Here is a 23,277-nt window from a genome sequence, read left to right as displayed (position 1 = left end):
GTCCCGGCGGCCCGGGGCCGGAGAGGACCCGCACCGTGCCCTGTCCGGCACTGCCCGCCATCGGCCCGTACGACGAGCATCGTCGATGAGAAGACCGTTCGCCCGACGAGAGGACCTGTGATGACCGCGACGGTGACAGCCGGCCCCCAAACCGCCGACGCCTGGCGGCAGTTCGCCGGAAGCGGATGGCGTGAGCGCATCGACGTGCGCGCCTTCATCCAGGCCAACTACACACCCTACGAAAGCGACGCCTCCTTCCTGACCGGCCCCACGGACCGCACGCGCGCGGTCTGGGAGAAGGTCAGCGCGCTGTTCCCCGAGGAGAGGCGCAAGGGCGTCCTCGACGTGGACACCGCCACCCCGTCCACGATCACCTCGCACGCCCCCGGCTTCATCGACCGCGACCGCGAGCTGATCGTCGGCCTGCAGACCGACGCCCCGCTGAAGCGGGCGATCATGCCCAACGGCGGTCTGCGCATGGTGGAGAACGGTCTGAAGGCGTACGGCTACGAGGCCGACCCCTTCGTGTCAGAGGTTTTCGGGACCTACCGCAAGACCCACAACGACGGCGTCTTCGACGCCTACACCCCGGCGATGCGGGCCGCCCGCAAGGTCGGCATCATCACCGGCCTGCCGGACGCCTACGGCCGTGGCCGCATCATCGGCGACTACCGGCGCGTGGCCCTCTACGGCACGGACCGGCTCATCGCGGCCAAGCGGGCCGAGCGCGCCCTGCTGGACGCGCGGCCGTCCACCGCGGACGTCATCCGCGACCGCGAGGAACTGGCCGAGCAGATCCGGGCGCTGGGCGAGCTGACCCGCATGGCGGCGGCCTACGGCTGCGACGTCACCCGCCCCGCGACCACCGCGCACGAGGCGGTCCAGTGGCTCTACCTCGGCTTCCTGGCCGCGGTGAAGGAGCAGAACGGCGCCGCGATGTCGCTCGGCCGCACCTCCACGTTCCTGGACGTCTACCTCCAGCGCGACCTGGACGAAGGGCTCCTCGACGAGACCCGCGCCCAGGAGCTGATCGACGACTTCGTCATCAAGCTGCGGATCGTACGGTTCCTGCGCACCCCCGAGTACGACGCGCTGTTCTCCGGCGATCCGACCTGGGTGACGGAGTCCATCGGCGGCATCGGCGTCGACGGCCGGCCACTGGTCACCCGCACCTCCTTCCGCTTCCTGCAGACCCTCTACAACCTCGGCCCGGCCCCCGAGCCCAACCTGACCGTGCTGTGGTCGCCCCGGCTCCCGGACGGCTTCAAGGAGTTCTGCGCCCAGGTGTCCATCGACACCAGCGCCGTGCAGTACGAGTCCGACGAGCTCATCCGGCCGCGCACCGGCGACGACACCGCGATCGCCTGCTGCGTCTCCGCGATGGCGGTCGGCAAGCAGATGCAGTTCTTCGGAGCCCGCGTCAACCTCGCCAAGGCCCTGCTCTACGCCGTCAACGGCGGCCGCGACGAGATGACCGGCGACCAGATCACCCCCGAGATGCCGTCGCTGACCGGCGAGTACCTCGACTACGACGAGCTGTCGGCGGCCTACGACCGGGTGCTGGACTGGCTGGCGCAGACCTACGTCAACGCGCTCAACGTCATCCACTACATGCACGACAAGTACGCCTACGAGCGCATCGAGATGGCCCTGCACGACCACCCCGTGCACCGCTTCATGGCCTGCGGCATCGCCGGTCTCTCCGTGGCCGTGGACAGCCTGTCGGCCGTGAAGCACGCCCGGGTCAAGGTGTTCCGCGACGCGACCGGCATGGCCGTGGACTTCAAGACCGAGGGCGAGTTCCCGGCGTACGGCAACAACGACGACCGGGCCGACTCCATCGCCGTCGAGCTGGTGGAGTCGTTCATGGCGAAGGTGCGCGAGCACCCCACCTACCGGGACGCCGAGCACACCCAGTCCGTGCTGACCATCACCTCCAACGTCGTCTACGGCAAGCACACCGGCAACACCCCCGACGGCCGCCGCGCCGGACAGCCCTTCGCCCCCGGCGCCAACCCCATGAACGGCCGGGACCGGCACGGTGTGGCCGCCTCCGCGCTGTCGGTGGCCAAGCTGCCGTACGAGGCGGCGCGGGACGGCATCTCGCTGACGACGACCATCACCCCCGAGGGACTCGGCCACTTCCCCGAGGAGCGCGCGGGCCACCTGGTCGGCATCCTCGACGCCTACATGGCGGCCGGCGGCTTCCACATGAACGTGAACGTGCTGAACCGTGCCGTGCTGGAGGACGCCATGGAGCACCCGGAGAAGTACCCGGAGCTGACGATCCGGGTCTCCGGATACGCCGTCAACTTCGTCCGCCTGACCCGCGAGCAGCAGCTCGACGTGATCAGCCGCACCTTCCACGGATCGCTGTGAACGGCACCGCGGACGGCGCGGTCACCGGCCGGATCCACTCCTGGGACCTGTCCACCGGCGTGGACGGTCCCGGGACCCGGTTCGTCCTCTTCGTCAACGGCTGCCCGCTGCGCTGCCTGTACTGCGCCAACCCGGACACCTGGCACATGCGGGACGGGAAGCCGGCCACCGTCGACGAGGTGATGGCCGAGATCGAGAAGTACCGGGCCTTCATCACCACCGCCGGCGGGGGAGTGACCCTCACCGGCGGCGAGGCCCTCCTGCAGCCGGCGTTCACGGCCGCGGTCTTCCGCCGCTGCAAGGAAATCGGTCTGCACACCGCCCTCGACACCTCCGGCTTCCTCGGCGCCCGCGCCACGGACGGACTCCTCGCCGACACCGACCTGGTGCTGCTGGACATCAAGTCCTTCGATGTCACGACGTACCGGAAGCTGACCGGCGGCGCACTCGCCCCCACCCTCGACTTCGCCACCCGTCTCGACCGGTTGGGCAAGCGCATGTGGATCAGGTACGTGCTGGTGCCCGGCTGGACCGACGACCCGGAGTCGATCGACGGACTCGCCGCCTTCCTCGCGGGCCTCGGCAGTGTCGAGCGGATCGACATCCTGCCGTTCCACAAGCTCGGCGCCCACAAGTACGACGCGTTGGGCGTTCCCTTCCCTCTGCGGAACACGCCGGTCCCCGACGCGGCGCTGGTGGACCGGGTCCGCGGGCAGTTCCGGGAACGCGGGCTGGTGGTCCACTGAAGCAGTCGTTCTCACACACCTCCACCGACCGATGACGACGGAGCGAGGGCTCGGTCGCGATCCCGCGCACGGCGTCGTGCGCAGCCCGCGTCCGGTCGCGGTCGTGAGCCGGACGACACCGCCGGAGAAGCCGGTGAGGAACCACCCTTCCCGTCTGCTGGCCGAGCTGGGAGTCGAACGGCGTATTCAGGCGGCGGTCATTGCCACCCAGGTCAAAATCTTCGGCCGGCACGACAACGAGTGGGGGTACACCAACCGCCTGCTGGACCTCACCGAGTACGTCGCGACCCGGCTGCCCTGGAACTGATCGTTCGTCAGAAAAGCATCTTCTCAAGGCTCTTGCCGGTGATCCCGTACCGTCCGTCTGACCGAGCCGCTACCGTGGCAGGCGAGCGGCAGCTCGCCGACGGTTCGGTGGGATGTGGAGGATCAGCGGTGGGAAGCGTCGAGGAGGCTAGGGAGGCCCACGTACGGCTGCCTCAATTGCGGTTGGACGAACTGCTGGAGGAGCTGCAGGCCCGTCTGGACGCGGCCCGTGGAACCCGCGATCGGGTGCACAGCCTGTTGGAGGCGGTGCTGTCCGTCGGCCGTGAGCTGGACCTGGAGCAGGCGCTGCACAGCATCGTGGAGGCGGCGGCGGCCCTGGTCGACGCGGAGTACGCCGCCCTCGGTGTGATCGGACCGGACGGCAAGCGGCTGTCCGCCTTCCACACCGTGGGTGTCAGCGACGAGCAGATCGCCCGCATCGGCCCCTACCCGGAGGGGCACGGCATCCTCGGGGAGCTGATCCGCCACCCCGAGCCACTGCGGCTGACGAAGCTCTCCGAGCACCCCGCCTCGTACGGCTTCCCGCCCCACCACCCGCCGATGAACTCCTTCCTGGGCGTTCCCATCAGGGTGCGAGACCACGTCTTCGGCAATCTGTACCTCACCGAGAAGCGCGGCGGGCAGCAGTTCGACGAGGACGACGAGTCGGTGCTGGCCACCCTCGCCGTTGCGGCCGGTGTGGCGATCGACAACGCCCGCCTGTACGAGGAGTCCCGTCTGCGGGAACGCTGGCTCCAGGTGAACGCGGAGATCACGCACACCCTGATGTCCGGCGCGGACCAGGGCGGGGTGCTGCCGCTGATCGCCGAACGGGCCAGGGAGATCACCAGCTCTGCCCTGAGCGTGGTGGCCATGCCGGTGAGCGGGACGGACACACTCGCCGTGGAACTCGCGATAGGCCAGGAGGCCGACGCATGGCGCGGGGTCGTCCTTCCGGTGGAGGGCACTCTCCTCGGGCAGGCGTTCGTTCAGCGCGCCCCCGTCAGCAGCCCCGACGTCTCACGTGACTCCCGGATCTCGGCCGGGCTCCCGCGCTTCGACGGGCTCGGACCGGCCGTCGCCGTGCCGATCGGCTCGGTCGACGACGCCCGCGGTGTGGTTCTGCTGGTCCGGCGATCGGGTGGCCAAGAGTTCTCCCAGAAGGAGACCGAGCCGCTCCAGGTCTTCGCCGCACAGGCCGCCGTCGCCATGGAGCTGGCGGAACGCCGCGAGGACGCCGAGCAGATCGCCCTGTTGGAGGACCGCGACCGGATCGCACGCGACCTGCACGACCTGGCGATCCAACGGCTCTTCGCCACCGGCATGACGCTGCAGAGCGCCGGCCGGTTCATCCAGCACGAAGGAGCCTCGGACCGGGTCCAGCGGGCCGTGAACGACCTCGACGAGACCATCAAGATCATCAGGTCGACGATCTTCGGCCTGCGCTCCCGCGACGACGACTCGGCTCCCGGCCTGCGCTCCCGCGTGGTACGCGCGGTCGGCGAGGCCGCTCCGCTGCTGGGCTTCGCCCCCAGTGTCCGCATGGAGGGCCTGCTCGACACGCACGTGCCCGCGGAGACCGCCGATCACGTCCTGGCGGTTCTGTCCGAATCCCTGACCAACGTCGCCCGGCATGCCCGTGCGGACCGCGCCGACGTGGTGCTGGAGACCGACGGCGGGGAAGTGCGGCTGTCGGTCACCGACAACGGCGTCGGCATACCGTCCGGCGGTCGCCGCAGCGGGCTGAGCAACATGGCGGAACGAGCGCGCAAACTCGGCGGGGACATGGAGCTGAGCAGTCCGGAAGGCGGTGGCGCACGGATCATGTGGCACGCACCGGTGGAGCAGGTTCCGGACGCGTCATGAGCGACGCCGAGATGATCAAACGTCTTCCGCCATGACCTCCCGAGCCGTGCGACGCGGTGAGGCGGGACCCTCGGGGCCGTGGCCCAGGCGAATCGTCATCTGGGCGCGGCCCGACGATCCGTGGTCCGCCGAGTTTTCCAGGCGCCTTTGCAGGTCGGGCCATTCCAGCGCCTGATGGAGCAGGGACGCCCGCAATCCGTGTGCGGTCGCCACCAGCAGGACCCGTTCCAGTGCCTGGCCGGCGCGCAGCCAGTCCGCGCGCCGGTCGTGTGCCGTGTGAAGCAGCGCGAGCACCGGGTGCCTCTCGTAGGCGCGGGCGGGCAGCACGGCGGGGTGCCGGTGGACGCCGAAGTCCCTCATGGGGATCCGGTCCAGGGTGTCCTGAGGTCCCACAGCCGCCGTGGGCACCCCCAGCGACGAGCGTGCCGGGGCACCGGCCCAGCGGCGGCTCTCGGCGGCCCGGTCGGCGTCCGCCCTGTCGCGGTCCTCGGCCTCCCGGGTCGCGCGCAGCAGCCGGTCGGTCTGCCGCGATCCGGGAAAGGACGGAGAAGCCCCTTCGGTGTGGGCCGCCTCGGCCAGTTCGGTGAGCAGTTGCGCGGGCGGTGGCCGGTCGGAGAAGGGGAAGCGGCTGCTGCGCCGGCGCCACAGGGCCCGTACAGATCGGGTGTTGCGGTCCTTCGGGTCGCCTCGGCGAGCCGGACCGTGGCGAGGAGATCGGGACGGGCGGGGTGCGGGAGCAGCCGTGTCACCGGTTCGCATCCGAGGTGAGCCGCGGCGATCCGCAGGTTGAGGACCGCGCAGCCCACGGACAGCTGTACGGCGCGTCCGGTCGGGTCGGTGTGACGCAACTCCCGGTCGACGGCGGCCAGGATCTGGACGGTGCGGGTCTCCGGATCCAGCCGGAAGCGCCATGGCTGGGTATTGTGCAGGGACGGAGCAGCCACGGCCGCGGTGACCAGGTGCTCCAGGTCCACAGCATCGAGTGTCGCGGTGCTCATGGGGACCGCCTTCCCGCCCCACGCGCGCGGCGGGCGGGGATGGTAGATGACCCCCTCAGCCTCCTCTCCCGGCCACCGGGCGGGCGAGGGGCCGTACGGCCCCTCCGGGCTCCGGACGGCCTGTGCCGCGACCCGCGGCCGAAGGTCCCGCGCCAGAAGGGCTGTTGAGCCCCAGGGCTGCGGCCCATCGGCACCCGGCCCAGGACCGGTTCCTCCACCAGAGTGAGTGGTGTCAGGAACCACCCCGGACCGTCCCCGAAGGGATCACCGTCATGGCCGTGCACGAGCACTCTCACCACGCTGCGGGCTTCCGTCTGCCGTCCTTCCGTAGGAACCGGACCGCCTCCGCACCCGAGTCCGCCGTGTCGGCTGACAGCGGCACGCACACCGCACGCGCCTACGTCCTCGCCTCGACGCGCCTGCTGATGGGCTTCGTCTTCCTGTGGGCCTTCCTCGACAAGGCGTTCGGCCTCGGCTACGCCACCCCCTCCGGCAAGGGCTGGATCGACGGCGGCTCGCCCACCGAGGGCTTCCTCGGCCACGTCGCCGTCGGACCGATGGAGTCCACCTTCCACGCGTGGGCCGGCGCCGCCTGGGCGGACTGGCTGTTCATGCTGGGCCTGCTCGGCATCGGCCTCGCGCTGACCGCCGGGGTGGCCCTGCGCCTGGCGGCCGTCGCGGGCACCGTGATGATGGCGCTGATGTGGATCGCAGAGTGGCCGCCGGCCCGGCACCTGTCGGACGGCTCCCCGAGCATGTCGACGAACCCGTTCGCCGACTACCACCTCGTCTATGCCCTGGTGCTCACAGCCCTCGCCGCCACCTCCGCCGGCGACACCCTCGGCCTGGGGCGGCTGTGGGCCCGGCTCCCGTTCGTCCGCGGCAACGGATGGCTGCGCTGAACACCACCGGTGCGGCGGGCCCGCCGCACCGGTGGTGTCCACGGGGCTGGTCGGTCCCCGCCGGGACCAGCGGCCCCCGCCCCGGGAACGTGCCGGACGAGACGCTGAAGCCAGACCACCCGATACAGGAGGAGGGAACCATGGCCCGCGTGATCACCGTAGGGATCGACGGCTCCGCCGAGAGCCGGGCCGCCGCCGAGTGGGCGGCCCGCGAGGCGAAGCTGCGCGACCTGCCGGTCAGGCTGGTTCACGTGTGGCAGCCGGTGCCGGAGCCGATGGCCCAGGCCCCGCTCCCGGGTGCGGAGACGCACCGGCACCGGACCGAGCGGATCCCCCGCGAGACCGCGGCGGGCCTGCGCCTGCGCCACCCCGGGGTCGAGGTGAGTGCCGAGCAACGCACCGGCACGCCCTCCGACGTCCTCGTGGAAGCGGCTCGTGACGCGGAGCTGCTGGTTCTCGGGTCCCGCGCACTGAGCGGGCTGGGCGGTTTCCTGGTTGGTTCCGTCGGGCAGTCCGTGGTCGCCCGGACCGAGGTGCCCGTGGTCCTGGTGCGCGCCGGGGAACAGGCCGCCGATGAACACGTCATGGACCCGACCGGCGTCCCGTCCGCCGCGACCGCGTTCCGGCCCGTCGTTCTCGGCCTCGACACCGGCAGCACCGACGACACCGTCACCGCCTTCGCCTTCCAGGAGGCGCAGCGCCGCGAGAGCGCCCTGTACGCGGTCCAGGGCTGGGGCCTGCCGGCGTACTACGCGTACAGCCTGGCCGCCGGCGTCGACACCACTGACGCGCTCGCCCGGCAGCAGGCCGCCGAACTCGCCGAAACCCTGCGCCCCTGGCGGCAGAAGTACCCGGACGTCGAGGTCGTCGAGGCCTCCCGCCTCGGCAGCCCTGCCAACCTCCTGATCGACGCCTCCCGCGACGCCTCCCTCGTCGTCGTCGGCCGGCGCGTGCGCCGCAGCCGCTTCGGCGCCCACATCGGTGCCGTCACCCACGCGGTGCTCCACCACGCCACCGCACCCGTCGCCGTCGTCGCACACGACTGACGCGCTCCACCACGAAATCCGTCTCTCAGGGTGCCGCCGTGGAGCATGAGTGGACGCGGCGGATGCCTGAAGCATGGATCAGTCCGATTTCAGCCTGACCTTTCATCAGGAAAGTCAGCAACGGGTCAGGATGAGTCCTGAGACACCTGGCGACAGCTGACCGAGCATGCGAATGGTTGTACGCTGCGGGCCAGGCGTGATGCGTGCTCATCCCGTGAGACCGAGTTCGCGTAGGGCGTCGGCGGGGTGGTTGCGGTAGTGGTCGTGGGCGGCGGCGTTGTTGGTCCATCCGGCGAGGTGGGCGAGGCTGATCGCCAGGCTGCGGAAGGTCGCCAGCGCGCGGGGCAGGTTGCCGGTGCGGGCCCGGCAGGCGTCCTCGCCGAAGGTCACATCTCGTACGAAGTGCTGGGCCTCGATGGCCCATTGGCCGCGTACGCAGCGGGCGAGGGTGGCCGCGTCGGCGGTCTGGGCGGGGGCGGTGGTGATGCCGAGTTCGGCGTCCGCGTGGATCTTCCCGTCGCCGCGGCCTGTGGTGTATCGCTCCACGAGCAGGGCTCGGGTGGCGTGGGGGAAGTTCACTTGTCCCGGGGCCAGGGGCTGGACGCGGACGATGCGGATCTCGTGACGGCCGCTGTTGGTCTCCTCGGTGCGGACCACGGTGATGTGCGGGTTGGTGCGCTCGTCCCAGTCGAGCGCGTCGAGCTGGGCGAACAGGGTGGAGCGGTTCTCCTTGACCGGGAAGAGCCCGAAGGCGCCGCGGGAGTGCAGATAGTGGGCGTGGTCGGCGACGGTGTGCAGGGCATCGGCGGTGACGATCGCGCCGGTGATGTCGGCGATCAGGTCCAGGGCGGCAGGGAAGTGAAGGGTCTCGTGCGGCTTGTGGCGCATTTCGCGCTGGGCGAGCATCACCTCGGGATCGACCTGGTAGACGCCGAGCAGATGCAGCTGCAGGCCCGCCTCGTCGCGGGCGCCGCGGACCGTCTTGCCGTCGGCGGCCAGCTGCAGCACGGGCGGCTCGCCGGCGATGCCCGCGAGCGGGTCGGCCGCGTGGGCCTGCACGAAGGCGCCGACAGCCGCATCCAGTGCATCGGCGTCGACCCGGGCGAGCGTGCGGGTGAGGGTAGTGGCCACCGGCAGCCGGCCGGGGTCGCCGCCGGGGACCTCGAGCGCGGCCAGGACGCCGGCGCCCTGGCCATTCGCCCAGCGGATCACACCGCGCACCGAGCGCACCCCGCACAGCGTGGCGCAGGCGAGAAGGCCGAGCAGCATCGGCCAGGCGTGCGTGACCAGGTGCGGCGTGCGTGGGTCGGGCACCGCCCGGACCGCCTCCAGCAGCGACGGGAGTCGTTCCGGCGTGCACAACTCCTCGCCGATGAGGTCGAGTTGCTCGGCGAGTTGGCGGGAGGCGGGCAGGGTCGGGCAGGATGGCATGCGGGCGCGGCCTTCACGATCATGCTGAGTGGTATCAACGTGATCATGGACGGTCGCGCCCTTCGCCGTTCACCCAGCCCCTGTCCAAGACCCGAGCACGCATCACGCCTGCGCTGCGGGCACCGCCCTTGACCTGCAAAGCGGGCAGGGAGCAGACAAACCGGGAGCATCTTCGTGTTTCGTACAGTATTCAAGTCCAAGATCTAGCGTTTGGGTGTTTCCGCAGGTCAGAGCCCTGATCGCCGCCTCCGGGTCAGCAATTGGTCAGCATCGGGTCGGACGGTGTCCGGCTTGCTGACCTGCACCCGCGGCAGGGACCTGCTGCGCCGCCCATCGCCCTGTTCGGAAGGCTTGATGCGTGGCTCGACAGCTCGCCCGTGGGATGGGGTCCTTCTTCAAGGAGTGCGGTTGTGCCAGGCCGACCCGTTGCCCGTACCCGTACACGATTCGGTTCAGAGATGTTCTCGGCAAGCAGCGTGAAGAGGCCGGCTTTGGGACGCAGGACGACGCGATCGAGCGCTTGACGCAGATCTACGCGGAGAAGAAGATGACGGCGCCGTCCGTTGCCGAGGCCCGCCGGGAACTCGGTCAGCAGACCGTCGCTGAATACGCGAAGCAGTGGCGCCCTCGGCAGCGCCGGATGACGGAGTACTCCACGGGCTGGCACGTGGACAGCTCCATCAACGTGCACATCGTCCCCCGTCTCGGATCACGGAAGCTGAACTCCGTCACGCCGATCGTGGTCGAGCGTTTCCCGGACGAGCTGGAGACCGACGGGGTTGGACGCGGAAACCAGGTGAACATCTTCCGCGTCCTCAAGGCCGTCCTGCGGGACGCCTAGGGCAAGGGTGCCATGGCGGATGACCCCGTGAAGGAGGTCCAGGAACCGGAGTACGTCCGCCAGAAGGTGGTCATCCCGCCCCTGGCCTACGTGAAGAGGGCGCTGACTGCCGCTGACGAGTATCTCGCGCTTGAGATCGTCATGATGGTGGGCTGCGGCCCGCGAAACGGGGAAGCCCGCGCGGTGAACGTCAACAATGTCGTGGCGGATGACGTCTACCGGGTGCCCGAGCAGATCCACTCCAACACGCACAAGCCGGCTAAGCTGAAGCACCGCAAAGCGGGGGAGTTTTGGGAGGTTCCTCTGCCACGCTCCGTGCGGGAGGCGATGGAGCGCCACGAGGAGAAGCACGGCACCACGAAGGGCGGATACCTCCTGCGTGGTCCGAGCGGCTACTGCACCGAGCCGATGGAACGCCGCCGTGTGCAGAAGCTCTTCAAGGACCTCCCTGCGCAGGCCGGTGCCGGTATGTACAGCTTCCGGCACTACTTCGCCTCGAACGCGCTCGGGAACGGGATCCCGATCACCGACGTGGCGGAATGGATGGGCCACGAGTCCATCGAGGAGACGTATCGCACCTACCGGCATCTGACGCCCGGGAGCATCACGAAGGCGGCGCGCATCCTGGACGCCGGCCTCTGGCCGGGGTTCGACGTAATTCGGAGCCTCTGGAGCAACGGCATGCCCGCTGGCCTGCGGCTTCACCTTCTCGGCTGCCCCAGGTCGTTTCTCTAGGCGCTCGCGTTTCCGCAGGTGGCGAGGCTCTCCGGTGCGGTCTCCGAGGACCTGGCCGAATGCCGTCGCCAAGCCGTCCCGCGATCGACGATAGGGCGTCGAGCACGGACCTCGCCCTGCGGTCGCCAACTTGCCCCGCTTTAGAGGGGTTTGTCTCCACCGTTCTTCGTCTCATTGTTGGCCCGTTGGCCCGATCGGCCAGGCCGCTGACCTGCCCGTTTCTCTATGCCTAGAGAAACGGGCGATTCGGGCCGCAAGTGGAGAGTCAGCAGGTCAGCTGGTACTTCGCGCCTCCAGGCGAGACGAATTACGTCGAACGCGGGGCGGAGGGCGGCACTCCGGTCGCCGTGACGCGAGGAGTGGTGGCACTCCGGCCCTGAGCCGTGACGGTCCCACCTGGCACAGGTTGTAAGAAGCGTCTTGTGCGGTTCAAGGGGTCTGGCTCGGGCCCGTTTCCGCAGCTCAGGTCCTTGTGGTCCAGGTACGTCGACGCTGTTGGTGAGACGCTTGTGATAGCAGGTGAGAGGTGAGGAATCCCCGTCGGTCGGCTCCGGCGGGGGTTTCTGGGTTCGGGGGTGGGCCTGATGCGTGGTGTTCGACGCGTTCTTGCTGTGCTCCGGCTCGCCGTGCTCGAGGTCTTTGCGTGATTGCGATTGGTCCGGTTCGCCTGTGACATGACGTCATGTCCTGTGGTCAACCACTGAAGCAGCGCAGGCACGCAACACGCGGAGGGCACGGCGACATCAGTGGGCGTGATGCAGGGTGCGCGCGGCCCCGCCGAGTAGTTGTCGGCGGTTCGGCGCCGTGCGTCCATGCGCGGTTGCGGTCGCACATGTGCAGCACTGCCGGGTAAAGGCTCGGGCCGGCCGCACCGGTTGTCGCCGGGCAGCCCCGCGACGACAACCGGGCCGGCGGGTCGTACCGGCCTCGTGCGGCCTCGCGGCTCATTGCCGAACCGTTGGCCCCTACGGGACGTGGTTCGCGCGTCCGGCCCGCCACCAGCCGGGTGTCAATCCTTCGGGGTTTCAACCCGCGGACGACAATTCACCTGCCGTCGATTTCGGAATCGTTCACCAGCCGAGCGCGTCGTCGTCCGCCCGCGCATCCCAGCTTGGCGCGACCGGGCGCGCGTCGTGGCAGGTGAAGCCGAGTCGGGTCAACGCCCGGCGCATCTCGGCCACCGTGAAGTCACGACGGTTCTGCCTGGTGATCACTTCCCCGACCTGCATCACGGGGTAGACGCGGCGGTCGATGGTGACAGACACGCCGGTGACGGGTTCGGGCGGGACGCCGGTCATGGACTGTTCGACCTCGATCTTGGTTAGGTCGAAGGGGTACCGGGCGATGACACAGCGCATGGCTGCCTCCACGAAGTGGGGGAGAATGCCGGGGACGGTGACCGGGTGACGGCGGTCGGGCGGGGTCGGTACGACGGTCAGGGCGTGAGAGCGAGCACGCCCAGGGCGTAGCCGTGTTCGTCGATCACGGGGGACACGTCCAGCGTCCGGATCCGCATGGCGGCCTCCGCCTCACCGAGTATCGATGTGGACGAGGTGAACGGCCCGCGGTCGAGTGGGATGTCCCGCAGCCGCGTCCGGTCGCTGTACCACGAGCCGCCGCGGTGTGCGGCGAGCTGGGCCCGTGTGACCAGTCCCGCGCACCGACCGTCCTCGTCCCGGAGGAGCAGATGCGGGACACGCGCACCGATGAGGACGGACAGGGCCACGTCGACCGCCATGTGGTCGTCGACCTGCGGCCCGGGAGCATGCATGGCGTCGCGGGCGGTCAGACCGGTGCCGTCGGCGCTGTCGAGCTGCTGTGTTCGGGGCGGAAACGTCGTCAAGGGCTTCTCCTCTTCGTTGGGGCGGACAGGATGGGCGACGGCTCGTCCCGACCGCAGGGAGCGCTTCCCCGGGCTTGAGCTATGGGTTGTTCCTCGGTGCAGGCCGACGGCCCCGGGCGGCGGCCCGGTCTCTTCCGCCCCGGCCGGCCCCCTGGCCGCTCCTCCCACGGCCGGCGGCCCGGCTCCTGTGATGCCGGCCGACGGCTCCCTTGCCCTCGGGTCGTCCTTCGACCGGTGCGGCGAGGACGACGGGCACGCCGGAGGGGGTCCGGGCGCCGGTGATGCGGTGCAGCTCGGCCTCGCCAGGGCGGACCCGTACGGTGCGCGGAGCGATTCCGGCGTCACCCATCAGACGGTCCACCGCTCGCCGCTGGTGCGGCAGCACGAGGGTGACGACGGTGCCGGACTCGCCGGCGCGTGCGGTACGGCCGCCGCGGTGGAGGTAGTCCTTGTGGTCGCCGGGAGGGTCTACGTTCACGACGAGGTCGAGGCCCGTGACGTGGATTCCGCGGGCGGCGACGTTGGTGGCCACCAGGACCGTGACGCGGCCGTCCTTGAACTGAGCGAGCGTCCGGTTGCGCTGTGACTGGGACTTGCCGCCGTGCAGGGCCGAGGCTCGTACCCCGACGGACAGCAGGTGCTTGGTGAGCCGGTCCACCGCGTGCTTGGTGTCCAGGAACATGAGCACGCGTCCGTCGCGGGCGGCGATCTCGGTCGCGGCGGTGTCCTTGTCGGCGTCGCGCACGTGCAGGAGGTGGTGCTCCATGGTGGTGACGGCTCCCGCGGACGGGTCGACCGAGTGCACCACGGGGTCGTGGAGGTAGCGGCGTACCAGGAGGTCGATGTTGCGGTCCAGCGTGGCCGAGAACAGCAACCGCTGGCCGCTCGCGGGAACTTGGTCGAGCAGCGCGGTCACCTGCGGCATGAAACCCATGTCGGCCATCTGGTCGGCCTCGTCCAGCACGGTGACGGCGACCCGGTCCAGCCGGCAGGCCCGCCGCTCTATGAGGTCCTTGAGGCGGCCGGGCGTCGCCACGACGACCTCGGCACCGTCGCGCAGCGCACTCGCCTGGCGGCCTATGGACATGCCGCCCACCACGGTGGCGAGCCGCAGCCGTAGGGCGCGGGCGTAGGGGGTGAGCGCGTCGGCGACCTGCTGGGCCAGTTCCCGGGTGGGGACGAGGACGAGGGCGAGCGGCTGCCGGGGCTGGGCCCGCTGTCCGTCCAGACGGGCCAGTGCCGGCAGGCCGAAGGCGAGCGTCTTGCCCGAACCCGTCCGACCTCGGCCCAGGACGTGCCGGCCGGCCAGTGCGTTCGGCAGTGTGGCCGCCTGGATCGGGAAGGGCACGGTCACGCCCTCGGCGCCGAGCGTGGCCAACAGCCTTGCGGGCATGTCCAGTTCGGTGAACGTCTCGACCGCCGGCAGCGGCTCGGTGAGGGTGACCGGCAGGGCGAACTCCTGTCGGCGCGGGGCGGAGCGTGCGCCCTGGCCAGTCTTTCGTCCGGTACCCGGACGGGGACCCTGGCGGCCCGTCCCCTGCGTACGGAAGCGGCTGCCGGAAGCGGTGCCGGTGTGACGGGGGGTGCGGTTCATGGAAGAACCTTCCTCGATGCGGCGTATCGAGGAATTCCGTCCAGCGGCGATGACCGCACGAGGATTCGCAAGAATGAGCCGAAGAAAAAAGAGCCGGGCCTCGTGGCGCTGGAGCGGGGACGGCCAGCGGTCCGGAAAATCCGGAAAACGGGAAAATCAATGAGCTGGGGCCCATACCCCAAGAGCACGGGCCCCAGCCACATGATGCGCGAACCACTGGCTCGCGACGATTCGCGTCTGCGTCAGGCGGGAACGATGTTCTCAGCCTGCGGGCCCTTCTGGCCCTGCGTGACGTCGAAGCTAACCTTCTGGCCTTCCTGAAGCTCGCGGAAGCCTCCGTTGCTGATGATGTTCGAGTAGTGGGCGAACACGTCAGCGCCGCCGCCCTCCTGCTCGATGAAGCCGAAGCCCTTTTCCGCGTTGAACCACTTCACGGTGCCAGATGCCATATTGAATCTCCCTTGGGGGGCAGTGCCGGACTCCGCACTTTGCGGAGCCGAGTCGCCGCGATGATCACCCCTCCGGAAAGATCCGGAAAGCTCTGCAAAGAAAAAATCTCTGGCAACCAAAACTGCAACTGCTCTCACGTTAACACAGGCCGGATGGAGACGGTCATGTGTTTTCGGGAGCGTCCGGTAATTATCCTCCCGCGTCGGGGTGTATTTCTGTAGTGGCGGGACTAGGTATCTGCGCCGTACTCGTCCAGCTTCCGGCGTATTTCCCGGTTCAGACGCAGGGCGTCGTCGAGCTGGTCCTCAAGGGGGACGATGCGGCACGCGGCCTCGATGGGGGCCCTGGTCGACAAGCTCACGGGCGCGGGCGGCGATGCGCAACTGACGGCGGGAATAACGGCGGTGGCCGCCTTCCGAACGCAGAGGAGCGATCAGTCCGACTTCACCGACGGCCCGGAGGAAGGCGGGGGTGGTGCCGAGAACGTCCGCCGCCCGCCCCATGGTGTAGGCGGGATAGTCGTCATCGTCGAGGTTGCCCGCGACGGAGGCGTTCTCAGCGGGCATAGCACCTTCGTTTCGGGGACGCGGCGAGGGACCCGGTCGTGCCTGGCACTGGTCTCCGAAGGATCCGGCACCATCCGCGTCGTGCGACAACCCTGACTCCGGCATGCACGGAGATGTGGGCTCGCCGTGACAGATTTCCCCCTCTGCCCGCGCGCCGCGCTCAGCTCGCGGAGCTGCGCGGTTCCACCGTCAGACCGGCGGCGAACACAAGCGATGCGGCGGCCCGCTCGGTCGCCTCCGGTGGCACGACCAGAAGGTCCCTGCGCCCGTGTCCGGGTGCCATCAGAACGACGGTGCTCGACGCGTGCGCCGTGGTGGTCCCGCGCACCCGGACGACCTGGTCGCGGATGAGCCGGCGGGCCGGTGCTCCGGTCCACACCGTGCCGTTCACCCGGACACTGAGGATTCGGCCCCAGCCCCGGGGCAGGCCGGAGAGGAGCTGCGGGAGTTCTGCCGGGAGATCGGAGGTGCGCGGCCACCACGCCCCGTCGATACGGCGCGGCAGGGCGCTCTCGGGCGCCAGGTACAGGCGGAGGAGGGGCGGGGCCGGTGGTGGAGGTCGTAGGCGGTCGCTCGTCATGAAGGCGTCCTGTCGAGTGGTTCGGCGCGGTACGTCGTCCTCTGCCGGGACGGTGTTCCTCGGCGGCAGGGAACGCGTCGGCTCGGCTCGCTGGTGCGGTCACGCGGGTCGTCGGGGCGGATCCGCTGCGCCGGGGTCGGCCGTTCGTCCCTCCCAGGCGTCCTGCGCGCTGGCGTACGCGGGGAAACGGTCGAGGAGACCGGTGCAGCGGAAGACCAGGTCCGTCGTGTGGTTGCCGTCGACGATGCGCAGCCAGCCGCTCCGGGCGCGGCAGTCGTACCAGGCATCGCACAGTGGCGTCAGGATGCTGCAGTCGATGAAGGCTGCCTCGCTCAGGTCCACGATGAGGAGGAGCCGTCCGGGCCGGGCCGCGCGGGCTTCGGCCAGGGCGCGGGCCAGGGGCGCCACGGTCTGCCTGTCCAGTTCGCCGTGTGCGCGGACGATGCGGCATTCCTCGAAGAGTGCGGGCGCTCCACCTTGCGTGGTCAACGGCTCGCGCAGGGATCGGGGGCAAGGCGGGATGGCAGTGCCGGCAATGGGCGCCCCAGGGCCGGCGTGCCTCATTCCGCCTCCCCTGTCGTGCCCCCGAGACGATCGGTCTCGGCGAGGGCCAGCATGCGCGCGGCGGTCAGCGGGTTCTCGGGGTCGGCCGCGGCGGCCAGCAGCCGGGCGGCTGTTCCGGCCGGCTCATCCGGCGGGACGACCAGGAGCACCCAGCGTCCCACGGAGCCGCAGTCCAGGGAGATGACGTGCGTCTCGCCTCCGGGGCCGGCCGGCTCCACGGCGATCACCCGGCCGGGCGCCATGACGGTGCGCGGGGTGTCGGGCCATTCGGCGGAGTCCACGGTGACCCGTACCGTCGTGTCCGGGCCCGGCTCCAACGAGCCGACGAGCGAGGGAAGTTCGAGCTCCAGCGCATCGCAGCGCGGCCACCAGGCCCCGTCCAACGGGCCGTGGCTGACGTCCGGGGTGAGGGCCAAGCGAGGCGTGGGCATGCGATACGTGTGCGCGTCGACCGAGGACGCGCTGTCGGCCGGCGTTCCGCTGGGTTCCATTGTGCGGTCCGTTCCGGGAGTCGCCCGGGCGACTGCCCGATTCGTCACTCGCCGGGAACGGCACCGCCGACCGCGCTGCGCGAAAAGCTCTCGGTACGGTCAGGTTACCTCTGACGAGGAGAAGAGGGCGGGTCAGTCGTCCGGCTGTGCCTCCTCTTCCTCCTCCAGTTCCTCCATCAGACGGATGCCCTCGTGCGTCAGCGAGACGGTCGCGGGAGTGTGGTGTGATGTCCAGTCCACGCTGATCAGGCCCTCGTCGGTCAGATAGGCGCAGGCGGCGGCGGATCCTCGGGCCGCTCGGATCCGGGTCACACCTCGTCGGCGTGTGTCTGTGTCTGCTCTGTCGAGGTGCTGGTCGTGAGCCAGGACCGTGCGGGTTCTGCCGCTTGAGCGGTGTCGAGGGTGATGTGGAGCCGGGTCCCTCCTGCGCGGCCCGCGGGATAGCTGCGCTGCTCGGTCGAGGCGAAGCAGCGCCGGAGCACTTCGGCGACGCGCCGGGCGACCTCTGGCGTCGCGGCCACGATGCGGACCTCGGCGTGGCCTTCGGAGGGAAAGGGCTCGTGCTTCATACGGACCTCCTGGCAGGAGGGTGCAACCACGACTGAGGTCGCTGCTCGACGTCCGTCGACGGTGCGGGCTGCGGCGCGTCACCACGGCCACCCCCTTTTGAAGGGTATGCCGGTTTTGAAGGGTATGCCGGGCAAGGGAGCGTGCGTGCCACGACCGACCCCTCACGGAAGACCGGTGCTCTTCCGGAACGGGCTGCCGCAGTTGTCGGCCGGCGCCGCGCCACCGTGGCGGGCCCGGCCGGGAGTACGGTGGAGACACCGAGGGCATGCCGCGCACCGGCTCCGACACCGGTGCCGCTCTTGGCGATCGGCGACGCCGGGTCGGCCCTGGTCCGCGCCCGGGGCAGGGTTCGACCCATGAGCGCGCACATGCTCCTCCCGACGACCTCGAACCTCCCCGTGCCCCGGTCGGCACCGGGCTGGTCGCGCACGCGCACGCCGGGCCGGCCGAAGCGGGAGTGGGGATCCTCGCCCCGCGAGGGAGAACGTCTCCGTCCGCTGACGCGCGGCCAGGTCCAGGACCGCCTGCAGGAGCTGGGCGACCTGTACGCGGAGTTCTCCGGCGGTGGCCCATGGGCGTGGAACGAGGCGCGTGCCGCCTTCCTGCGACACCTCGCGGCCGACGCGCGACGACCGGGGTTCTCGTTGCTGATCGCGGAGACCACGGTCCTGACCGGATACGCCTACGGCTTTCCCGTGGGCTGCGCCGGTCCCTGGTGGGCGGGCTTCGACGGACACGTTCGGGAGAGCCTGCTCCGCCGCGTCGCCCCTGGGCGGCTCTTCGTCGTCTCCGGAATCGTCGTCGCATCCCGCGTGCGCCGGGAGTACCAGGACCGCGCCTGGAACCTCGCCCGGCGCCTGCAGCGGCGACTGCTCGCCGACCACGGCGCCGCGCTCGGAGTCACGTTGGTGGAAGCCCGGGAGGACGGGATCGTCGAGACGTTGAGGTCCTGGGGGTGGCGCAGTGCCGCAGACGGCACCCTCACGGCCGTACCGCCCGGCTCATGCCGCGTGCTGGTGCTGACTGCGGGGACGTGAGCAGCGCCGTCATCGATCACGGCCCGCCCCGGTCAGCGCACGGGCAGGCGCAGGGCGAGGAGGGCGATGTCGTCGGTGCCGCCGGGTGGCATCCGGGCGGACAGTCGGTCGCACAGGGTGTCAAGCGTTTCGTGCGCGAGGGCGAGGGCATGGCGGCGCAGTCGGCCGAGCCCGCTGTCCAGGTCGCTGCCCGGAGCCTCGATCAGGCCGTCGGTGTACAGCAGGAGCGTGGACCCCGGCGGCAGGGCGCGAGCGGCACTCGGGACGATGACTGCCGACGCTCAGGTGAGTTCCGAGAATCAGTCCCTGCCCGGCATCCAACGCCTTGATGAGCGCTCCGCGCTTCCGGACGGAAAGCCGCCTGCGCGTGGTGCTGGTAATGCACCGCGATGGAGATGACGATCGCCTTGGCCGATGACGGAGCCAGCATCGCCGAAGCCCGCCACCGAGCCGCCGCTTTCCTCACCCGCGGCCACCCGGCTGGGGTCTCTGAGCGGATCGTGGGCCTGACCCAGCTGGTGATGAGCGAGCTGGTCACCAATCAAGTACGTGCCCGGCCCCGTCCTTGTGCAGCTGCGCTTGGTCGGCGGGGAGGTAAGGGGCACGGTCTGGGACACTGATCCCCTGCTGCCGGCAGCCTGGCGAGCAGACCCGCAACGGGTGGGTCGGCACGGTCTGGAGATCGTGAGGCCATCGCACAGGAACTCACCGTCGATCGGGAAGCGGTCGGCAAGCGCATCACGGCCCGGATCCTCCTGGATGTCTGAGCCCGTCCCCGGCGCCGGCCGAAGGACACTCTGAACGTGGCTCGTGCGCGGCCACGTCTTGCAGGATCTCCAGTCGGAGAGCGGTCCTGACCTGGGCCTCGGCGCGGGGTTGTGGCGGTGGACGTACGCGGCTTGGGACGCCGTTCAGCGTGGGCGAGCACCGGGCCGGTCTCACCGAGGACTGCTGTACGGGAAGCGGGGACCGTCATTCGAGTGAGCACTCTTCCTGGTGTACCTGCGGTAGAAGCAGACGCACACTCCATGGAGAAAAACTGTCGTGGCTGCAGTAGAGATTCCGCCGTCGTAGGGTTAGCGTTGTCTTCGTACCCAGAAGTCGAAGTGGGCACAGCAGGCACGAACTGCTGTGCAGGTAGATCCAGAAGGACACGGCCCCAGCGGGGCTGTGAGCAGCACCTGCGGTATCCGCGTAATCGAAAGGTAAGGAGCAGAACGCCATCAGGATCGCCCGGGCGAGGAAGCAGTCCGCCCGGGTACCGCAAGGCCCCGGATTGGAAGGTGGTCCCCGGTCACGCATTCGCGATCCCCGCAACCCCGCCTTCCCAGGCGGCACCTGCGGAAAAAGAAGGCCGGCGCAGTGCGCCGGTAGATGGTGTTGAAAGCTCGGGGCCCGGGTGCCGTACTGGCACCCGGGCCCCCGACGCGTCCCCGAAAGAAGAGGTCTGTGCCGCCTGCCGGTTCCCGTCCCATCGACCCTCTCGACGATGACGACTACCCCGCCTACACCATGGGCCGGGCCGCCGAGATGCTCGGCACCACCCCTGCCTTCCTCCGTGCCCTCGGTGAACACCGCTTGATCACCCCGCTGCGCTCCGATGGCGGCCATCGCCGCTACTCCCGGTACCAGCTGCGCATCGCCGCCCGCGCCCGCGAACTCGTCGACCAGGGCACCGCCATAGAGGCCGCCTGCCGCATCGTCATCCTCGAAGACCAGCTCGAAGAGGCGCAGCGCATCAACGAGCAACTGCGCGCCGAGGGCGGCAAGCCTCAGCCGAAGACATCAGCCTGATCGGAACGCCCGAACCCGAGGCAACCGATGCACTGCCGACGGACGAGGCCGCTGAGGGACCGCACCGCCGTTCCGCAGCTCAGGCGGGCTCAACGCGTCAACCGGACTCCACGGAAGAGAGAACCGCGAGCGGGCGTGATGCATGTAGTGGGTGACGAGGGGCGAACCCGGGGAAGAAGGAGCGGCAACCGACAGGAGGTTGCCATGGGTGGCGGGGATCTGGAACTGGGGCAGCTTCTGGCCGCCGCTGAGGCGGCACCGCCCGGGGAGTCCGTCGCGGGCGGTGCCGCGGCCGCAACGGGGACCGTGCTGCCGGGCCATGGCTCAGGCGTCGATGATGACGGGGATGATGAGGGGCTTGCGGCGGTGGGTGCGGAACGCCCAGTTCGCCACGGCGCGGGCGAGGAGTTGTTCGAGTTGGCGCGAGTCCCCGACGCCTTCCTCGGCTGCGGTGGCCAGGGTCTTCTCGATGACGGGGATGACCGGCTCGAAGGTGGCGTCGTCGTGGACGAAGCCCCGGGCCAGGAAGTCGGGGGCCTCGGCGAGGGCGCCGGTGTCCGCGTCGACGATCGCCACCACCGTGACCACGCCTTCGGCGGCGAGGGTGAGGCGGTCCTTGAGGGACGCTTCGGTGGCGCCGCCGACTTCCATGCCGTCCACGTAGACGTTGCCGGCGGGGACCTTGCCGGTGATGGATGCGCGTCCGTCGACCAGGTCGACGACGACGCCGTCCTCGGCGATGACGACCCGGTCGGGGTCGACACCGGTACGGATGGCGAGGTCGCCGTTGGCCCGCAGGTGGCGCCATTCGCCGTGCACGGGCATGACGTTGCGGGGCTTGACGATGTTGTAGCAGTAGACGAGTTCGCCGGCGCTGGCATGCCCGGAGACGTGCACCTTGGCGTTGCCCTTGTGCACCACGTGGGCGCCCCACCGGGTGAGTCCGTTGATCACCCGGTAGATGGCGTTCTCGTTGCCGGGGATTAGGGAGCTGGCGAGCAGGACGGTGTCGCCCTTGCCGATGCGGATCATGTGGTCGCGGTTGGCCATCCGTGACAGCGCGGCCATCGGTTCGCCCTGGGAGCCGGTGCACACCAGAGTGACCTTGTGGTCCGGGAGCTTCTCCAGCTCCTTCGTGCTCACGACCAGACCGGAGGGGACCTTCAGATAACCCAGGTCACGGGCGATGCCCATGTTGCGGACCATCGACCGGCCGACGAAGGCGGCCTTGCGGCCGTGCTGGTGGGCGGCGTCCAGGACCTGCTGGATGCGGTGCACGTGGCTGGCGAAGCTGGAGACGATGACCCGGCGCGGCGCGGTGCGCATCACCTGCTCGATCGCCGGGTTCAGCTCTCGCTCGGAGGTGGTGAAGCCGGGTACTTCGGCGTTGGTGGAGTCGGTGAGGAACAGGTCCACGCCCTCCTCGCCGAGGCGGGCGAAGGCGCGCAGATCGGTGATGCGGTCGTCGAGAGGGAACTGGTCCATCTTGAAGTCGCCGGTGTGCAGCACCATCCCGGCCCGGGTGCGGATCGCGACCGCGAGGCTGTCGGGGATGGAGTGGTTGACCGCCACGAACTCGCAGTCGAAGGGCCCGAAACCACGCCGGTCGCCCTCCCGCACCCGCACCGTGCGCGGCCGGATGCCGTGTTCCTTGAGCTTGGCCTCCAGGAACGCCAGCGTCAGCTTGGAACCGACGACGGGAATGTCGGACCGCTCGCGCAGCAGGTACGGCACGCCGCCGATGTGGTCCTCGTGGCCGTGGGTGAGGACCACGGCCACGATGTCGTCCAGCCGGTCCCGGATCGAGGTGAAGTCCGGCAGGATCACGTCCACGCCGGGCTGGGTCTCCTCGGGGAAGAGCACGCCGCAGTCGACGATGAGCAGCTTGCCCGCGTGCTCGAAGACGGTCATGTTGCGGCCGATCTCACCCAGGCCGCCCAGGGCGATGACCCGCAGCCCTCCTTCGGGAAGGGGCGGGGCGGCTTTCAGCTCGGGGTGCGGATGACTCATACCCTGACGGTACCCGGAGAGCGGGACAGGGTGATCCATCGCCTGTGTGATCCAACGAGCGCTCGATACGACCCGACGCCGGAGGCGTACTGGCGCTCAGGTCGGCAAGCGTCTCATCTGCCCGCTGCCCGGCCCCAGGACAGGAGGGCATCCGCAGCCACAGCGACCGCCGCGGGTGCCGGGGTGGCTTCGCGGGTCGCGCGGGCGGTGAGCACCCCGCCCGCGACCACACAGAAGGAGCAGGGCGAACCGACGGCCCGGGCATGCGCTCACGGCCGCTGAAGTATCGAGGTCGAACGTGATGTCGACCTTCGCGGTCCGTTTCGGTCGGCCCGAGTCGACTTCAGGGTGTTCCAGAGCTGGGATTGAGCATGTTCTGCGGGCCCGGGTCGGGGAGCCCTGAGTCTGGGGAAAATCGGCAGGTGCTGTCCTGCGGCGGGGTCTGACTCTTGAGATCTGTGACCGGGGTGTCTTGCTCACGGTGTGTCGACCGCCGGCCGGGGATGGTGCTTTGCTGGTACCGGGCCG

The 23,277-nt window shown here is 69.9% G+C and carries 19 protein-coding genes and 4 pseudogenes; 9 read left to right on the top strand and 14 right to left on the bottom strand.

From position 1 onward, the window contains the following. Positions 1-120 precede the first annotated feature (120 nt). From pflB to ACX25U_RS03955, 4 genes and pseudogenes are all read left to right on the top strand, one after another. Entirely contained in the window at positions 121-2,379 is a 2,259-nt protein-coding gene (gene pflB / locus ACX25U_RS03970) for a formate C-acetyltransferase (protein ID WP_454389095.1), read from the top strand. Continuing rightward, positions 2,376-3,125, top strand: a complete 750-nt coding sequence (pflA, locus tag ACX25U_RS03965; RefSeq protein ID WP_454389093.1) for a pyruvate formate-lyase-activating protein — start codon at positions 2,376-2,378, stop codon at positions 3,123-3,125. The genes pflB and pflA overlap by 4 nt, the downstream gene beginning before the upstream one ends. A gap of 211 nt (positions 3,126-3,336) precedes the next feature. Continuing rightward, positions 3,337-3,432 (top strand): annotated as a pseudogene (locus ACX25U_RS03960) (aldehyde dehydrogenase); the annotation flags it as partial. Between the two features lie 128 nt (positions 3,433-3,560). After that, positions 3,561-5,297 carry a GAF domain-containing sensor histidine kinase gene (locus tag ACX25U_RS03955; RefSeq protein WP_454389091.1) on the top strand — a complete coding sequence of 579 codons (1,737 nt, stop codon included), beginning with the start codon at positions 3,561-3,563 and terminating at the stop codon, positions 5,295-5,297. 15 nt (positions 5,298-5,312) lie between these two features. On the opposite strand, the pseudogene ACX25U_RS03950 reads toward ACX25U_RS03955, so the two are convergent. Then, positions 5,313-6,295, bottom strand: a pseudogene (locus ACX25U_RS03950) (Acg family FMN-binding oxidoreductase). Positions 6,296-6,567: 272 nt separating this feature from the next. Here ACX25U_RS03950 and ACX25U_RS03945 point away from each other — a divergent pair. Together ACX25U_RS03945 and ACX25U_RS03940 are read left to right on the top strand one after the other, a co-directional pair. Next, positions 6,568-7,197, top strand: a complete 630-nt coding sequence (locus ACX25U_RS03945) for a hypothetical protein (RefSeq protein WP_454389089.1) — start codon at positions 6,568-6,570, stop codon at positions 7,195-7,197. Positions 7,198-7,337: 140 nt separating this feature from the next. After that, positions 7,338-8,243, top strand: coding sequence for a universal stress protein (locus ACX25U_RS03940; protein ID WP_454389087.1), 906 nt, complete (start codon positions 7,338-7,340; stop codon positions 8,241-8,243). Between the two features lie 207 nt (positions 8,244-8,450). Here the strand turns inward: ACX25U_RS03940 and ACX25U_RS03935 are convergent, their stop codons facing one another. Beyond that, the gene (locus ACX25U_RS03935) at positions 8,451-9,674 is read right to left on the bottom strand and encodes an ISAs1 family transposase (protein WP_454389085.1); all 1,224 of its coding nucleotides are present in this window, start codon (positions 9,672-9,674) and stop codon (positions 8,451-8,453) included. 382 nt (positions 9,675-10,056) lie between these two features. Between ACX25U_RS03935 and ACX25U_RS03930 the strand changes: the two are divergent. Continuing rightward, positions 10,057-11,157 (top strand): annotated as a pseudogene (locus ACX25U_RS03930) (tyrosine-type recombinase/integrase); the annotation flags it as partial. 1,163 nt (positions 11,158-12,320) lie between these two features. Here the strand turns inward: ACX25U_RS03930 and ACX25U_RS03925 are convergent. The 10 genes and pseudogenes from ACX25U_RS03925 to ACX25U_RS03880 all read right to left on the bottom strand — a co-directional run bounded on the left by ACX25U_RS03925 (position 12,321) and on the right by ACX25U_RS03880 (position 17,907). Continuing rightward, on the bottom strand, positions 12,321-12,608 hold the full coding sequence (locus ACX25U_RS03925) for an SCO5918 family protein (RefSeq protein ID WP_376408505.1): 288 nt from the start codon (positions 12,606-12,608) through the stop codon (positions 12,321-12,323). A 77-nt stretch (positions 12,609-12,685) separates the two neighbouring features. Then, positions 12,686-13,021, bottom strand: coding sequence for a CBS domain-containing protein (locus ACX25U_RS03920; protein ID WP_452981180.1), 336 nt, complete (start codon positions 13,019-13,021; stop codon positions 12,686-12,688). 151 nt (positions 13,022-13,172) lie between these two features. After that, positions 13,173-14,687: a DEAD/DEAH box helicase gene (locus ACX25U_RS03915; RefSeq protein WP_454389083.1), complete on the bottom strand. Its 1,515-nt coding sequence runs from the start codon at positions 14,685-14,687 to the stop codon at positions 13,173-13,175. A 242-nt stretch (positions 14,688-14,929) separates the two neighbouring features. Next, a complete protein-coding gene (locus tag ACX25U_RS03910; RefSeq protein WP_020943091.1) occupies positions 14,930-15,136 on the bottom strand; it encodes a cold-shock protein in 207 nt (68 codons plus the stop codon). A 230-nt stretch (positions 15,137-15,366) separates the two neighbouring features. Continuing rightward, positions 15,367-15,703: pseudogene (locus tag ACX25U_RS03905) on the bottom strand (helix-turn-helix domain-containing protein). A 160-nt stretch (positions 15,704-15,863) separates the two neighbouring features. After that, positions 15,864-16,283: a DUF5994 family protein gene (locus tag ACX25U_RS03900; RefSeq protein WP_454389080.1), complete on the bottom strand. Its 420-nt coding sequence runs from the start codon at positions 16,281-16,283 to the stop codon at positions 15,864-15,866. 99 nt (positions 16,284-16,382) lie between these two features. Beyond that, positions 16,383-16,772, bottom strand: a complete 390-nt coding sequence (locus ACX25U_RS03895) for an STAS domain-containing protein (RefSeq protein ID WP_454389078.1) — start codon at positions 16,770-16,772, stop codon at positions 16,383-16,385. A gap of 71 nt (positions 16,773-16,843) precedes the next feature. Continuing rightward, complete coding sequence (locus ACX25U_RS03890) at positions 16,844-17,278, bottom strand: DUF5994 family protein (RefSeq protein ID WP_454389076.1); 435 nt, start codon at positions 17,276-17,278, stop codon at positions 16,844-16,846. 192 nt (positions 17,279-17,470) lie between these two features. After that, a complete protein-coding gene (locus ACX25U_RS03885) occupies positions 17,471-17,704 on the bottom strand; it encodes a hypothetical protein (RefSeq protein ID WP_454394806.1) in 234 nt (77 codons plus the stop codon). Continuing rightward, positions 17,647-17,907 (bottom strand): hypothetical protein, encoded by a 261-nt coding sequence (locus ACX25U_RS03880; protein ID WP_384426555.1) that lies wholly within the window; start codon positions 17,905-17,907, stop codon positions 17,647-17,649. The genes ACX25U_RS03885 and ACX25U_RS03880 overlap by 58 nt, the downstream gene beginning before the upstream one ends. Before the next feature lie 357 nt (positions 17,908-18,264). Here ACX25U_RS03880 and ACX25U_RS03875 point away from each other — a divergent pair, with 357 nt between their 5' ends. Beyond that, entirely contained in the window at positions 18,265-18,945 is a 681-nt protein-coding gene (locus tag ACX25U_RS03875) for a hypothetical protein (RefSeq protein WP_454389074.1), read from the top strand. A 32-nt stretch (positions 18,946-18,977) separates the two neighbouring features. On the opposite strand, the gene ACX25U_RS03870 is transcribed toward ACX25U_RS03875, so the two are convergent. Further along, positions 18,978-19,148, bottom strand: coding sequence for a hypothetical protein (locus ACX25U_RS03870; RefSeq protein WP_454394804.1), 171 nt, complete (start codon positions 19,146-19,148; stop codon positions 18,978-18,980). Positions 19,149-20,394: 1,246 nt separating this feature from the next. Between ACX25U_RS03870 and ACX25U_RS03865 the strand changes: the two genes are divergently transcribed. Next, positions 20,395-20,739, top strand: coding sequence for a MerR family transcriptional regulator (locus tag ACX25U_RS03865; RefSeq protein ID WP_454389072.1), 345 nt, complete (start codon positions 20,395-20,397; stop codon positions 20,737-20,739). A 324-nt stretch (positions 20,740-21,063) separates the two neighbouring features. Here ACX25U_RS03865 and ACX25U_RS03860 read toward each other — a convergent pair whose 3' ends face one another. Further along, positions 21,064-22,749, bottom strand: coding sequence for a ribonuclease J (locus ACX25U_RS03860; protein ID WP_454389070.1), 1,686 nt, complete (start codon positions 22,747-22,749; stop codon positions 21,064-21,066). Positions 22,750-23,277: the final 528 nt, after the last annotated feature.

The sequence above is a fragment of the Streptomyces sp. JNUCC 63 genome (assembly GCF_054366325.1).
The sequence above is the reverse complement of the archived record's forward strand: the minus strand, read 5'-3'. Positions and strand labels throughout refer to the sequence as shown.

Excerpts from the sequence above, each read along its gene's own strand:
- ACX25U_RS03880 (WP_384426555.1), bottom strand. The coding sequence starts at position 17,907 with ATGAAGCACGAGCCCTTTCCCTCCGAAGGCCACGCCGAGGTCCGCATC.
- ACX25U_RS03945 (WP_454389089.1), top strand. The coding sequence starts at position 6,568 with ATGGCCGTGCACGAGCACTCTCACCACGCTGCGGGCTTCCGTCTGCCG.
- ACX25U_RS03900 (WP_454389080.1), bottom strand. The coding sequence starts at position 16,283 with ATGACGAGCGACCGCCTACGACCTCCACCACCGGCCCCGCCCCTCCTC.
- ACX25U_RS03920 (WP_452981180.1), bottom strand. The coding sequence starts at position 13,021 with ATGCATGCTCCCGGGCCGCAGGTCGACGACCACATGGCGGTCGACGTG.
- pflB (WP_454389095.1), top strand. The coding sequence starts at position 121 with ATGACCGCGACGGTGACAGCCGGCCCCCAAACCGCCGACGCCTGGCGG.
- ACX25U_RS03875 (WP_454389074.1), top strand. The coding sequence starts at position 18,265 with ATGAGCGCGCACATGCTCCTCCCGACGACCTCGAACCTCCCCGTGCCC.
- ACX25U_RS03940 (WP_454389087.1), top strand. The coding sequence starts at position 7,338 with ATGGCCCGCGTGATCACCGTAGGGATCGACGGCTCCGCCGAGAGCCGG.
- ACX25U_RS03925 (WP_376408505.1), bottom strand. The coding sequence starts at position 12,608 with ATGCGCTGTGTCATCGCCCGGTACCCCTTCGACCTAACCAAGATCGAG.
- ACX25U_RS03860 (WP_454389070.1), bottom strand. The coding sequence starts at position 22,749 with ATGAGTCATCCGCACCCCGAGCTGAAAGCCGCCCCGCCCCTTCCCGAA.
- ACX25U_RS03915 (WP_454389083.1), bottom strand. The coding sequence starts at position 14,687 with ATGAACCGCACCCCCCGTCACACCGGCACCGCTTCCGGCAGCCGCTTC.
- ACX25U_RS03910 (WP_020943091.1), bottom strand. The coding sequence starts at position 15,136 with ATGGCATCTGGCACCGTGAAGTGGTTCAACGCGGAAAAGGGCTTCGGC.
- ACX25U_RS03890 (WP_454389076.1), bottom strand. The coding sequence starts at position 17,278 with ATGCCCACGCCTCGCTTGGCCCTCACCCCGGACGTCAGCCACGGCCCG.
- ACX25U_RS03935 (WP_454389085.1), bottom strand. The coding sequence starts at position 9,674 with ATGCCATCCTGCCCGACCCTGCCCGCCTCCCGCCAACTCGCCGAGCAA.